10 protein-coding genes and 2 pseudogenes are annotated in these 13,297 nt (G+C 72.3%); 9 read left to right on the top strand and 3 right to left on the bottom strand.

Translation table 11 applies throughout. The features are described 5' to 3' along the window. Positions 1 to 178: 178 nt before the first annotated feature. The 3 genes and pseudogenes from NLX86_RS10105 to NLX86_RS10095 form a co-directional block, all read right to left on the bottom strand. Positions 179 to 841, bottom strand: a pseudogene (locus NLX86_RS10105) (glycosyltransferase family 2 protein). 49 nt (positions 842 to 890) lie between these two features. Then, positions 891 to 2,570: a carbamoyltransferase C-terminal domain-containing protein gene (locus NLX86_RS10100; RefSeq protein ID WP_254371281.1), complete on the bottom strand. Its 1,680-nt coding sequence runs from the start codon at positions 2,568 to 2,570 to the stop codon at positions 891 to 893. 81 nt (positions 2,571 to 2,651) lie between these two features. Continuing rightward, positions 2,652 to 3,356 (bottom strand): annotated as a pseudogene (locus NLX86_RS10095) (NAD-dependent epimerase/dehydratase family protein). Between the two features lie 198 nt (positions 3,357 to 3,554). Here NLX86_RS10095 and NLX86_RS10090 point away from each other — a divergent pair. From NLX86_RS10090 to NLX86_RS10050, 9 genes are all read left to right on the top strand, one after another. After that, entirely contained in the window at positions 3,555 to 3,944 is a 390-nt protein-coding gene (locus tag NLX86_RS10090) for a cell division protein SepF (RefSeq protein WP_254371280.1), read from the top strand. A 56-nt stretch (positions 3,945 to 4,000) separates the two neighbouring features. Then, on the top strand, positions 4,001 to 5,125 hold the full coding sequence (locus tag NLX86_RS10085) for an AAA family ATPase (protein WP_254371279.1): 1,125 nt from the start codon (positions 4,001 to 4,003) through the stop codon (positions 5,123 to 5,125). A gap of 80 nt (positions 5,126 to 5,205) precedes the next feature. Further along, positions 5,206 to 5,559: a nucleotide pyrophosphohydrolase gene (locus tag NLX86_RS10080; protein WP_254371456.1), complete on the top strand. Its 354-nt coding sequence runs from the start codon at positions 5,206 to 5,208 to the stop codon at positions 5,557 to 5,559. Positions 5,560 to 5,685: 126 nt separating this feature from the next. Beyond that, entirely contained in the window at positions 5,686 to 6,177 is a 492-nt protein-coding gene (locus tag NLX86_RS10075) for a DUF6099 family protein (protein WP_254371278.1), read from the top strand. A gap of 3 nt (positions 6,178 to 6,180) precedes the next feature. Beyond that, a complete protein-coding gene (gene mmuM / locus NLX86_RS10070) occupies positions 6,181 to 7,128 on the top strand; it encodes a homocysteine S-methyltransferase (RefSeq protein ID WP_374213858.1) in 948 nt (315 codons plus the stop codon). 92 nt (positions 7,129 to 7,220) lie between these two features. Then, positions 7,221 to 8,714 (top strand): 3' terminal RNA ribose 2'-O-methyltransferase Hen1, encoded by a 1,494-nt coding sequence (locus NLX86_RS10065; RefSeq protein ID WP_254371276.1) that lies wholly within the window; start codon positions 7,221 to 7,223, stop codon positions 8,712 to 8,714. Continuing rightward, positions 8,711 to 11,269, top strand: a complete 2,559-nt coding sequence (locus NLX86_RS10060) for a polynucleotide kinase-phosphatase (RefSeq protein ID WP_254371275.1) — start codon at positions 8,711 to 8,713, stop codon at positions 11,267 to 11,269. Before NLX86_RS10065 ends, NLX86_RS10060 begins: the two co-directional genes overlap by 4 nt. Positions 11,270 to 11,389: 120 nt before the next feature. Beyond that, the gene (locus NLX86_RS10055) at positions 11,390 to 11,893 is read left to right on the top strand and encodes a hypothetical protein (protein WP_254371274.1); all 504 of its coding nucleotides are present in this window, start codon (positions 11,390 to 11,392) and stop codon (positions 11,891 to 11,893) included. Positions 11,894 to 12,039: 146 nt separating this feature from the next. Next, positions 12,040 to 13,266: an arginine deiminase gene (locus NLX86_RS10050; RefSeq protein ID WP_254371273.1), complete on the top strand. Its 1,227-nt coding sequence runs from the start codon at positions 12,040 to 12,042 to the stop codon at positions 13,264 to 13,266. Positions 13,267 to 13,297: the final 31 nt, after the last annotated feature.

The raw sequence follows: 13,297 nt of genomic DNA, 5'->3' as shown, positions 1-13,297 counted from the left end.
GGGACCGCACCGCGTCGACGGCTCTCCCGCGCCGTCGGCATGAGCGTGACCCGCGCCGGGTCACCGTTGTAGGGCACGTCGGCGACCAGCCTGCCGTCGCGGTCGAAGAGCACGGCCTCCAAGCACGCACCGTCCCGGCGTGCGGCGGCCGTGCCACCGGTGAACAGCCAAGGACCGGTCATGACCGCACCCGCTCCTGGACCGGCTGTCGCGGCGGGCGCGACGGCGCGCCGGACTCGTGCGGGCCCCACGGCAGCGTCCGCCGGTGCCGTATGTGTCCGCGCAGCCAGTGCCACGTGGCCGCCGGGGGAATGAGCACGCTGGTCAGCACCATCGAGACGACCTCGTCCCGGGTCCGCGGACCGGGCGCGACCCGTGCCCAGGCGACCTCGGCGGTGCCGGCCAGCCACGCCGCGGACCGTGGGGCGGCGGTCCGCCGGCAGCGGTACCGCGATCCGGGCGGTGACCCCGGCGTTCCGGTACGTCGCCGCGGCGAGGTCCCGTACGAGATGGTCGCCCCACGCGGGGCCCGGCACCACGTCGTCGTCGAGGAAGACGATCCAGGGCACCGGCCCGGCGGCCCGCCACCCGGTGTTACGCGCCGCGGCCGGCCCACGGGCCCGGCCGACGACGACGGTGCGACCGGCCGCAGCCGCGCCGGGATCTCCACCGGGAGCGGTGTGCCGCCGGCGTCCGGGCGGTCGTCGACGAGGACCACCCGTACCGGCCAGGTGCCGGTGGCATCGGCCGGCGCCCGCAGGCACGCGCTCAGGCTGGGCCGTCCGAGCGTCGGGATCACCACGGCGTACGCGGTGGCCGGCTCCCGTCCGTACGCCCGCATCTGTCCGTACACCGGCTCCCGTCCGTACGCCGCATCTGTCCGTACGCCGTCATCGCGCGGCCCCCTCGTCGACGGCCCCTTCGCCGCACGAGCGGAAGAAGTCGCCGCGCCGGATCGCATACGGGCCGATGGCCAGGAGGTCGATGGGGGAGGAACCGAAGCACTCCAGGGCGTCACGCGGGTCGTCCACCATGGGCCGGCCCGCCGTGTTCAGGCTGGTGTTGACCACCACGGGCAGGCCGGTGAGCCGCTCGAACTCGGTGAGCATACGGGCGACGAGTGGTTCGCCCGCCGGGTCCACCGTCTGGATACGGGCGGTGCCGTCGACGTGCACGACGGCCGGGATGCGCTCCCGCCACGCCGCGGCCACGTCGTGGACGAACAGCATGTACGGGCTCGGCAGCGGGCCGTCGAAGATCTCCGGGGCGCGGTCGGCGAGCACCATGGGTGCGACCGGCCGGAACTGTTCCCGGCCCTTGACGTCGTTGAGCCGCTCCAGATTGCCCGCGTGACCGGGGTGGGCCAGCAGCGAGCGGTGTCCCAGGGCCCTCGGCCCGTACTCGGAACGGCCCTGGAACCAGGCCACGATCGCGTTGTCCGCCAGTGCCCGGGCCACGGTGGTGGCGATGTCCTCCGGCCGGTCGAACGGCACGGCCGCCGTCTTCAGCCACGCTCCGAGTTCCGCGTCGGACCAGTCCCGGCCCAGGTCGGCGCCGGTCATGGGCTCCGGCTCGTGCCCCGCGCCGACGGCCAGCAGCAGCGCGCTGCCGAGTGCGGTGCCCGCGTCACCGGCGGCGGGCTGCACCCACACCCGGGAGAACGGACCCTCGCGGGCGATACGGGAGTTGGCGACGCAGTTCAGCGCGACGCCGCCGGCGAGTGCGAGCACGCTGTCGTGCGTCTTCCCGTGCAGCCAGCGTGCCAGATCCAGCAGAGTCTCCTCCAGCACGGCCTGAGCGCTCGCGGCCACGTCCGCGTGGTCCTGCGTCCATGCCTCCTCGGGCCGCCGGGGCGCGCACATCTCGTGCCAGGGCACGCCGGTGGCGCGGAACCCGCCGTCGCCGGTGGGGTGTACGTACCGGCGCAGTTCGGGCAGCATCCGCGGCGTGCCGTGCGAGGCGAGGGCCATCACCTTGAACTCGTCGCAGGAGCGCAGGAATCCGAGGTGGGCGGTGAGCTCCTCGTAGACCAGCCCGAGCGAGTGCGGCAACTCCTGTGCGTACAGGGGCTCCAGCCGGTCCCGGACCCGGCGGGCCGCGAGGTGGGAGGCGCGTTCGCCGCGGCCGTCGAGGACGAGTACCGACGACGCCGCGGCGTCGGGCGCGGCGAAGGCGCTCGACGCGGCATGTGCCATGTGATGCGGTACGAACCGGACGATGTCCGGGTCCAGCCCCGGCAGCGCGGTCTCGAGGAAGCCGGGGGCCTCCCGGGCGTACGCCAGCCTCAGGTGGTCCCAGGGGTCGTCCAGGCCCATCGTCTCCGCGGGGCGGGCGAGCGAAGGGTCGAAGGAGTACGCGACGGCATCGAGGTCCTGTGGGCGCAGGCCCGCCCGCTTCAGGCACCAGGTGGCTGCCTGTTCGGGCAGCTCCCAGGCGGAGCACGGCACCGGCCGCTTGCCGTGCTTGCGCCGGGAGAATCGTTCCTCCTCCGTGGCGGCGACGGTCCGGCCGTCGATGACGAGGGCGGCGGCGGGGTCGTGGAACAGTGCGTTGATTCCGAGGATGCGCATGGGCGTACCAGGCCTTTCGGCGAATCGTGTCCGGCCGGGCCCGGGCGTGGAGGCGTCGGCCGGAACGGGTGTACGGCCTTGTCAGGAGCCGGTGTCCGCCTGCGCGCGGAACCAGGCGACGGAGCGCCGCAGGCCGTGCTCGGCGGTCACTCGCGGCTCCCGTTCGAGCTTGTCGCGGGCCGGCGTGATTCTCAGTCGGATTGCCGATGTTGACCGGGCCGCGCAACCCGTGGGCGGCCGCCGCGAGAATGCCCCGCACGGTGTCGTCGACGTAGCACAGCGACCGGGTCTGCCGGCCGTCACCGGTGACGGTGAGGGGCTCGCCGGCCAGGGCCTGCCGGACGAAGGTGGGGACGGCGCGGCCGTCGTAACCGCGCATCCGCGGGCCGTATGTGTTGAACAGCCGCATGATGCCGGTGTCCGTGGCGTCGGCGTCGGCCTGGGCGGTGGTGAGCGCCTCGCCGACCGCTTCGACTCGTCGCACACGCTGCGCGCCCCGACCGGGTTCACATTGCCCAGCAGGAAGCGGGCTCCGGAGTTGCGGGCGAGGGCCGGGGCGTGCCGCGTACCGAGGCTGCCGGCCTCCATCGTGTGCAGCGGCAGCCCCAGCCAGACGGCGGGCGACGCCGGGGGCGCGAGGTGCAGCACCAGGTCGGGCGGCCGGTCGCGGTCGAGCAGCGCGGTGCACCGATGCGAACCGACGAATCCGGCACCGCCGGTGACGACGGCGTGTTGTCGGCTGAGCGAGAAAGCACGCGAGAAAACACGCGAGAAAGCGGTGTCCATTCGAGCTCCTCCGTGGGCTGACGGGGGGCTGGCCGTCGGCTGATGAGCCTTCGAACAGGCTCGGCCGAAACGGGGCCGGGGGCTCGGTGGTGTCCGCCATTGGAGTTATTCACGACCGAGCGTGTCGCTGTTGGGCCGAACGGGTGAGGGGCGCGAGGATGGGCGGATGCAGACGAAGCGTGCGGGCGAGGTGGTCCGGTGAGCAGGTACGACGTCACCGACGAACAGTGGGAAGGGCTCGCCCAGGTCGTTCCGCTGCGCAGCCGCAACGAGTGGCCCTCCAGAGTCGACCACCGCACCCTGCCCAACGAGTACCCGGCGGCAGAGCAGCGCCGCATGGTCGTGCTCCGGGTGCAGGTCTTCGCGGACGCGCGCGAGGTCGCCGAGTACCTCGTCGCCCAGATCCCGGTCCTGCTGGACCTGACCAGCGCCGACACCGAAGTCGCCAAGCGCATTCTCGACTTCAGCAGCGGTGTCGTCTTCGGGCTCGGCAGCGGCATGCACCGGGTCGACCGGAACGTCTTCCTGCTGGCGCCGGTCGGTACCGAGGTCGAGGGCATCGCGGCCGCCGCCGTCCCTCGTTCGTAGGAAGGTCATCCAGGCGGAACGGTTCGCCACCTTTCTGGCTGCGTAGCGTCCCTTCCATGGACGCACACCGTAAGCGCCCCACGGTCACCGAACTGCGGCTCTCCGCCTTCAAGTCACACCGTGGCGCCTCCTTCCCGCTGGGCCCGGTCACCCTTTTCGCGGGGGCCAGCGGCAGCGGAAAGTCGAGTGCCCTGCAGGCGTACGAGGCGCTGGCGCGGCTCGGCTCCGGCGCCGCGCTCGGCGAGGTCTTCCCGGACCCGGCGGGATGCGTGCCCGAGCGGGCGGGCGCCGACGCCCAGGGACGGCGGGGCTTCCGGATCGGCTGCACGGTCGACGGCCCCGCCGGACCTGTACGGCTCGATCTCGCCGTACAGGCCGAGCCCGAACTCCGCATCGTCGGCGAACGGCTGACCGCCGACGGGCGGACGCTGCTGACCACTGCCCTGCGCGATCCGGGCCGCAGCAGCGTGCAGGCCGCGTGGCACACCGGCGGCGCGGTCGCGGTGACCCGGGCTCCGCTGCCGGACGACCGGCTCGGCACCGCCCTGCTGCCGCTGCGCGTCGCGGGCAGTACGGAAGGCCAGCGGCAGGTGCTGGCGGCCGCGGAACAGGTGGTGGTGGCGCTGCGGTCGGTGTTCGCGTGCGACCCCCAGCCGCAGCGGATGCGCGCGCCGGTACCGGTCGGTGGCGGACGGCTGCGCGGCGGCTGCGACAACCTCGCCGAGGTGCTGCGGCGCACCCGGACCGAGTGCGTCACCCGGCATGCTGCCCTGATCGCGGCGGCCCGGGCGGGCTGCACCGGGCCGGTGGACGACCTGACCGCGGAGGATCTGGCCGACGGGCGGGTACGGGCCGTACTGGGCCGCGGCGCACAGGGTGCCACCCCGGTGGGGCGGCTGGGCGAGGGCGAGTTGCGCTACCTCGCCCTGGCGCTGGTCCTGCTCACCGGGCCGGATGTGCTGGCGGTGGACCCGGCGGCGGAGCTGCTCCCGGCGCAGCAGGTGCTCACGGTGCTGGCGGACGGGTTCGACCGCTGTCTGGACGCCCGGCAGACAGGGGAGCTGGTGCGGCTGGCGGTGATGTCGTGCGGGCGCGGACACATCCGGTTGGTGGGGGCGGTCGCCGACGGGGACGGCGCCCGGGGGGTGGCCGGCGTCTCGGTGGTAGACCTGGTGCCGTGACTGAGCCATCTGAGCTATCCCAGCCATCTGAGCCATCTGAGGCAGCTGAGCCATCTGAAACATCGGGTAAGGCGGAGGATCTGGCCGCGCTGCAGCGCAGGCTGGCCGAATTCGCGGCGGCGCGGGGCTGGCAGCCCTACCACACACCCAAGAACCTGGCGGTCGCGCTGAGCGTGGAGGCGTCCGAACTGGTCGAGATCTTCCAGTGGCTGACGCCCGAGGAGTCGGCGCGGGTCATGGAGGAGCCGGATTCGGCGCACCGGGTGGCCGACGAGGTCGCCGATGTGCTGGCGTACCTGCTGCAGTTCTGCGAGGTACTGGGCGTGGACGTGCTGGCGGCGCTGGCCGCCAAGATCGACCGGAATGAGCTGCGTTTCCCGGCGTCGCGGTCCTCGCCCAGCAAGGCTGACAAGGATCGTCACTCTTCGGAGTGACGAAGTTGTTCGAAACCGCTCTGGTGTCCACAGATTTCCGAATACCCCTGGCTTTCCGAGCCTCTTGGCTTCACTCTGGGTAGTGGAGGCGGTACTGAGGGATGTCGTACGGACGGGGGATCGCGCATGGATGCGGTGCGGCTCATCAGGGCCGGCCGGCACGCTCTGGCGCAGAGCCGGGTGGCGCTGGACATCGTGGCCGAGGCCTGGCAGGCGCAGGCTCTGGCGCAGGCCATCGGCGGACAACTGGCCCTCGTCGGGCCACCGGAGCTCAGAGTCGAGGCCCGCGGCCTCAGCGAGTCCGGCGGGCGAGGCTGCGGAGTGCTGGACCAGCTGGTGCTGCGGGCGGGTGGGATACGGGCGGCGCAGCTCACCGAAGTGACTGATGCGCGCGAGGCGTTACTCGGCCTCGGCGGGCTGCTCGGGGAGGTCGGCATCGCGCTCGTCGGGGTCGCGTGTGCCACGGACGAGGAGGGCCTGTACTGGCAGTGCATCGAGGCGATCGACGCCGCGGACGAGTCGAGCGACCGGGTGCGCGCGATGCTCCGCAGACTCACGCTGAGGGATCAGGGCAGCACACCGGGCGCGGCCCGCGATTCGACGGCGGGGGCGTCATGATGGATGCATGGATCTTGGCATCTTCACCGGGCCCGGGCTCCGGTGAAGCCCGCCCGGCCGCTGCGCGACGCGCTCGCCGGGGGGACCGTCGTCCTCGACGGCGGTCTCTCCAACCAGCTGGAGGCGCAGGGCTGCGACCTCTCCGACGCCCTGTGGTCCGCCCGGCTGCTCGCGGACGACCCCGCACAGGTCGAGGCGGCGCACCACGCGTACGTCCTGGCGGGCGCGCAGGTGCTCATCACCTCCAGCTACCAGGCCAGTTACGAGGGCTTCGCGAAACGAGGCACCGGGCGGAAGGAGGCGGAGGAGCTGCTGGGGCGCAGTGTGACGTTGGCGAGGCGAGCCGCCGGCGCCGCGCGCGACCGGGCGGTCTGGGTCGCGGCTTCGGTGGGGCCCTACGGCGCGGTTCTTGCCGACGGCAGCGAATACCTCGGGCGGTACGGGCTGTCCGTCAGGGCGTTGGAGCGCTTTCACCGGCCGCGGATCGAAGCCCTCGTCGCCGCCGGGCCCGATGTCCTCGCCCTGGAGACGGTGCCGGACGCGGACGAGGCGGAGGCGCTGCTGCGGGCGGTGGAGGGGTGCGGGGTGCCGGTCTGGCTCTCGTACAGCATCACCGGCAGTACGACACGGGCCGGGCAGCCCCTGGACCGGGCGCTCGCGCTGGTGGCCGGGGTCGACCAGGTCATCGCCGCCGGCATCAACTGCTGCGAGCCGGCGGATGCGGACGAGGCCGTGGCCGTGGCGGCCGAGGTGACCGGAAAGCCGGTCGTCGTCTATCCGAACAGTGGAGAGGAGTGGGATGCGCAAGCGAGGTCCTGGCGAGGCCCGGTCACCTACGATCCGGCGCGGGTGAGGCAATGGCAGGCGGCCGGCGCGCGGCTGGTCGGCGGCTGCTGCCGGGTGGGGCCCCGGCAGATCGCCGAGCTGACGCGGCTGACAGGTACGGGCTGACAGGCAGGGGGCTGACCGGTACGGGCTGACAGGCATGGGGCTGTGACGAAAATGCCTGGTCGGAGACGGCGGGCCGGACGATACTCGGATGTGTGTTCCTGACGATCAGTACCACCGGTACCCCAGAGCGACCCGCGACCGATCTCGGCTTCCTGCTGCACAAGCATCCCGAGAAAGCGCAGGCGTTCTCCACCTCGCACGGTACGGCGCATGTCCTCTACCCCGAGGCGTCCGCCGATCGCTGCACAGCCGCGCTGCTGCTGGAGGTGGATCCGGTGGCGCTCGTCCGGCGCGGCAAGGGTAAGGGGCGCTCGGGCGCGCCCGATGCGGCGCTCGCACAGTATGTGAACGACCGGCCGTACGCTGCGTCCTCGCTGCTCGCCGTCGCGCTCAGCAGCGTCTTCTCCAGCGCGATGAAGGGCCAGTGCAACGCCCGTCCGGAGCTGGCGGAGCAGCCGCTGCCGCTGCGTATCGAGGTGCCCGCGCTGCCTGCCCGCGGTGGTGCGGAGCTGGTGCGGGCGCTCTTCGGCCCGCTCGGCTGGGCGACCGTGGACGCCGAGGCGGTGGCGCTGGACGAGCAGTTCCCGGAGTGGGGCGACTCGCGGTACGTACGGCTCGTACTGGAAGGCGAGCTGCGGCTCGCCGACGCGCTGCGGCACCTCTATGTCCTGCTGCCGGTCCTCGACGACGCCAAGCACTACTGGGTCGCACCGGACGAGGTCGACAAGCTGCTGCGCGCCGGTGACGGCTGGCTGGCCAACCACCCCGAACAGCAGCTCATCACGAGCCGCTTCCTGTCCCGCCGCTGGGGTCTGACCCGGCAGGCGAGGGAGCGGCTGGAGCTGGTGCGCCTGGCCGAGGCCGACGACACCGAGGTCGAGGACATCGACAACGCCGTCGACGAGTCGACCGACACGGAGGAGCGTCCCGTGCCGCTCGCCGTGCAGCGACGCGACGCCATCCTGGCGGCGCTGCGTGCGGCGGGGGCGAGCCGGGTCCTCGACCTCGGCTGCGGACAGGGCCAGTTGGTGCAGGCTCTGCTGAAGGACGTCCGGTTCACCGAGATCGTCGGCGTCGATGTGTCGATGCGGGCCCTCACCGTCGCGGCCCGGCGGCTGAAGCTGGACCGGATGGGCGAGCGGCAGGCCGAGCGGGTCACGCTCCTGCAGGGCTCGCTCGCGTACACCGACAAGCGGCTGAAGGGGTACGACGCCGCGGTGCTCAGCGAGGTGATCGAGCACCTCGACCTGCCGCGGCTTCCGGCCCTGGAGTACGCGGTGTTCGGCTCCGCGCGCCCGCAGACGGTGCTCGTGACGACGCCGAACGTCGAGTACAACGTCCGCTGGGAGAGCCTGCCCGCCGGGCACGTCCGGCACAGCGACCACCGCTTCGAGTGGACGCGGGCGGAGTTCCGGGAGTGGGCGGAGTCCGTCGCCCGGCGGCACGGGTACGGAGTGGAGTTCGTACCCGTCGGAACCGACGACCCCGAAGTCGGGGCACCGACCCAGATGGCCGTCTTCAGAAGTGAAGAGGCCACGGCCACCACGAAGACCGCAACGACCACGAAGGAGGAGAAGGCGGCATGACCAGCCCGAGCAAGCGCACTCTCGCCGTGACCGACCTGTCCCTCGTGGTCCTGATCGGCGCCACCGGTTCCGGCAAGTCCACCTTCGCCAGGACCCATTTCAAGCCTACCGAGATCATCTCCTCGGACTTCTGCCGTGGCCTCGTCGCCGACGACGAGAACGACCAGAGCGCCAGCGGTGACGCGTTCGACGTCCTCCACCACATCGCCGGCAAGCGCCTGGCCGCCGGCCGCCTGACCGTCGTCGACGCGACCAGCGTGCAGTCCGAGAGCCGCAAGCAGCTGGTCCAGCTGGCCCGCCAGTACGACGTACTGCCGATCGCGATCGTCCTCGACATCTCCGAGGACGTGTGCGCCGAGCGCAACGCCGCGCGCCCGGACCGGGCCGGCATGCCCCGTCACGTCATCCAGCGCCACCGGCGCGAACTGCGTCGTTCGCTGCGCGGCCTGGAGCGCGAGGGCTTCCGCAAGGTGCACATCCTGCGCAGCGTGGAGGAGGTCGAGAACGCCGAGATCGTCATCGAGCGCCGGTTCAACGACCTGACCCACCTCACCGGCCCCTTCGACATCATCGGTGACATCCACGGCTGCCGCTCCGAGCTGGAGACCCTGCTCGTCAAGCTGGGGTACGTCGACGGGGCGCACCCCGACGGCCGCACGGCCGTCTTCGTCGGCGACCTCGTCGACCGCGGACCGGACAGCCCTGGCGTCCTGCGCCGAGTCATGTCCATGGTCGCCTCCGGCAACGCCCTGTGCGTGCCGGGGAACCACGAGAACAAGCTCGGCCGTTACCTGGGGGGCAAGAAGGTCCAGCACACGCACGGACTCGCCGAGACCATCGAGCAGCTGGAGAAGGAGGACGACACCTTCCGCGCGCAGGTGCGGGAGTTCATCGACGGACTGGTCAGCCACTACGTCCTCGACGGCGGCAAGCTCGTCGTCTGCCACGCCGGGCTGCCCGAGAAGTACCACGGCCGCACCTCCGGCAGGGTCCGCTCGCACGCGCTGTACGGCGACACGACCGGCGAGACCGACGAGTTCGGCCTGCCCGTGCGCTACCCGTGGGCCGAGGACTACCGAGGCCGCGCCGCCGTCGTCTACGGGCACACCCCCGTGCCGAACACCTCGTGGATCAACAACACCATCTGCCTGGACACCGGGGCCGTGTTCGGCGGGAAGATGACCGCGCTGCGCTGGCCCGAGCGTGAACTCGTCGACGTACCGGCCGAGAAGGTCTGGTACGAGCCGGTCCGGCCGCTCGCCACCGAGGCCCCGGGCGGGCACGACGGGCGTCCCCTGGACCTCGCCGATGTGCACGGCCGGCGGGTCGTGGAGACCCGCCAGATGGGTCGGGTCGCCGTCCGCGAGGAGAACGCCGCCGCCGCGCTGGAGGTGATGAGCCGGTTCGCGGTCGACCCGCGTCTGCTCGCCTACCTGCCGCCGACCATGTCGCCCACCGGTACGTCGGAGATTGAGGCTGATGGAGGCTATTTGGAGCACCCGGCCGAGGCGTTCGCCACGTACAAGGCCGACGGCGTCGCCAAGGTCGTGTGCGAGGAGAAGCACATGGGCTCGCGGGCGGTCGCGCTGGTCTGCCGGGACGCGGACGTGGTGCGCGAGCGGTTCGGGGTCGAGGGGCGGGCCGAGGGGCCCACGGGCGCCCTGTACACCCGCACCGGGCGCCCGTTCTTCGACGACCCCCAGGTCACCGAGGAGATCCTCGGCCGGCTGCGCACGGCCGTCACCGCGGCCGGGCTCTGGGAGGAGCTCGACACCGACTGGCTGCTCCTGGACGCGGAGCTGATGCCGTGGTCGCTCAAGGCGTCCGGCCTGCTGCGCAAGCAGTACGCGGCGGTGGGCGCCGCCTCCGGAGCCGTGTTCCCCGGCGCGGTGGCCGCGCTGGAAGCGGCGGCCGCCCGCGGTGTCGAGGCCGACGCGCTGCTCGACCGGCAGCGCGAACGCGCCGCGGACGCGGCCCGCTTCACCGAGGCGTACCGGCGCTACTGCTGGAGCACCGAGGGCCTGGACGGCGTGCGCCTCGCGCCGTTCCAGCTCCTCGCCGTCCAGGGCCGCAGCCTGGCCGCCGTACCGCACGACGAGCAGCTGGCGTGGCTGGACCGGCTGGCGGAGCACGACCCCACCGGGCTGCTGCAGACCACCCGGCGCCTTGTCGTCGACACCGGCGACAAGGACTCGGTCCGGGCCGGCATCGACTGGTGGCTGGAGATGACCGGCCGCGGCGGCGAGGGCATGGTGGTCAAGCCGCTCCAGGCGCTCGTACGCACCGAGCAGGGCCGGCTGGTCCAGCCGGGCATCAAGGTGCGCGGCCGGGAGTACCTGCGGATCATCTACGGTCCCGAGTACACGCGTCCGGACAACCTCACCCGCCTGCGCAACCGGTTCCTGGGCCACAAGCGCTCGCTCGCGCTGCGCGAGTACGCGCTCGGCCTGGAGGCCCTGGACCGGCTGGCCGACGGCGAGCCGCTGTGGCGCGTCCACGAAGCGGTCTTCGCCGTGCTGGCCCTGGAGTCGGAGCCGGTGGACCCGAGGCTCTGATTCCGGTCCGCGCGCGGGCGGCGCTGCTCCAGATGGGGGAAAGATGCGGGGGTTTGGGCTGCGGGCTCGTTCAACCAGGACAGCGGAGTATCCGCAATCCTGGAAGGGACGGAGTGCAGTATGAAGATGACCGCGCGCGGGAGCCTCACGGCGCTGATGACGTGCATGGCCGCGGCGGTGGCGGCATCGCCCGCCACCGCCGGGGAGCACGTGCCGATCACGGTGCCGCTCCAGGCGCTCGAGACGCCGCTCGGCATGGCCGCGCCCGAACTGAGCACCGGCGTACCGGTACCGGTGCCGGGGGCGCCCGCAGCGCCCCGTCACCAGCATGGCCGGATGCTGCCGGAGGACGCGCTTCCGCGGCTGCCGGTGTCCACCGAGCTGCCCCCGACCCTGGTCGCGGCCCCGGTGCCGAACCTCGTCGGCAAGGCCGAGGAGGCCACGGCCAGGCTCGCGACGCCGCCGTCCCAACTGCGGGCGGAGGGTCCCGGCGCGTCCCTGGGGGCGCCGCTGTCCGCCCCGCGTGCGGACAACTTCGGCCTACCCGACCTGGCCGTACCCGAGGCGGCCCTGCTCACCCCGGCGCTGCAGGGCCAGGCCACCGGCGCCCTGGGCCTCCTCTAGTCCGTCGGCCGCGCTGGTCCGTCAGCCGGTCCGTCGGCCGGGCGCCCGCGCGCGTCCCCGCACCCTTTCCCGCCCACAGCCGCTGGGCGGGAAAGGTTTGCCGCGTTGAGCCACTTGATCGTCCGCACTCTGGGAACGTGTTCCTCATGGGATTCCATGTCGACTCCGAGACCGGGCGGCTGCGCCGCGTCATCCTCCACCGGCCCGATCTGGAGCTGAAGCGGCTCACGCCCAGCAACAAGGACGCGCTGCTCTTCGACGACGTGCTGTGGGTGCGCCGGGCGCGTCAGGAGCACGACGGGTTCGCCGATGTACTGCGCGACCGCGGCGTCGAGGTCCATCTCTTCGGCGATCTGCTGCGCGAGGCGCTGGACATCCACGAGGCCCGCAAGCTCGTACTTGACCGGGTCTTCGACGAGAAGGAGTACGGGCCGCTGGCCACCGACCATCTGCGGGCCGCGTTCGACGCGCTGCCGGCCGCCGAACTGGTCGAGGCCCTGGTCGGGGGGATGACCAAACGCGAGTTCCTGGAGCGCCACCCCGAGCCGACGTCCGTACGGTTCCACGTGATGGATCTGGACGACTTCCTGCTCGGCCCGCTGCCGAACCATCTCTTCACCCGGGACACCTCGGCCTGGATCTACGACGGCGTGTCGATCAACGCGATGCGCTGGCCGGCCCGGCAGCGGGAGACCGTGCACTTCGAGGCGATCTACCGCCACCACCCGCTCTTCACCGGCTCGGGCGCGTTCCACCACTGGTCGGAGGGGCTGTCCGACTACCCCTCCACCATCGAGGGCGGCGACGTCCTGGTCATCGGCAAGGGTGCGGTACTGATCGGGATGAGCGAGCGCACCACCCCGCAGGCGGTCGAGATGCTGGCGCGCGGCCTCTTCGCGGCCGGCTCCGCGAAGACGATCGTGGCGCTGGACATGCCGAAGCGGCGGGCGCTCATGCACCTGGACACCGTGATGACGATGGTCGACGGCGACACGTTCACCCAGTACGCGGGGCTGGGCATGCTCCGCTCGTACACGATCGAACCGGGCGACGGCGGGCGGGAGCTGAAGGTCACCGACCATCCGCCCGAGCACATGCACCGTGCCATAGCGGCCGCTCTGGGCCTGGACTCGATCCGGGTACTGACGGCGACGCAGGACGTGCACTCGGCGGAGCGCGAGCAGTGGGACGACGGCTGCAACGTGCTGGCGGTCGAGCCGGGGGTGGTGGTGGCGTACGAGCGCAATGTCACCACCAACACCCATCTGCGGAAGGAGGGCATTGAGGTCATCGAGATCCGCGGCAGCGAACTGGGCCGGGGGCGGGGCGGGCCGCGGTGCATGAGCTGCCCGGTGGAGCGTGACGCCGTCTAGCAGCCCCTGTAACCGACCCTGCGTCTGATAA

Origin of the sequence: Streptomyces sp. A3M-1-3 (assembly GCF_024213665.1) — a bacterium.
Lineage (GTDB): Bacteria > Actinomycetota > Actinomycetes > Streptomycetales > Streptomycetaceae > Streptomyces.
The sequence above is the reverse complement of the archived record's forward strand: the minus strand, read 5'-3'. Positions and strand labels throughout refer to the sequence as shown.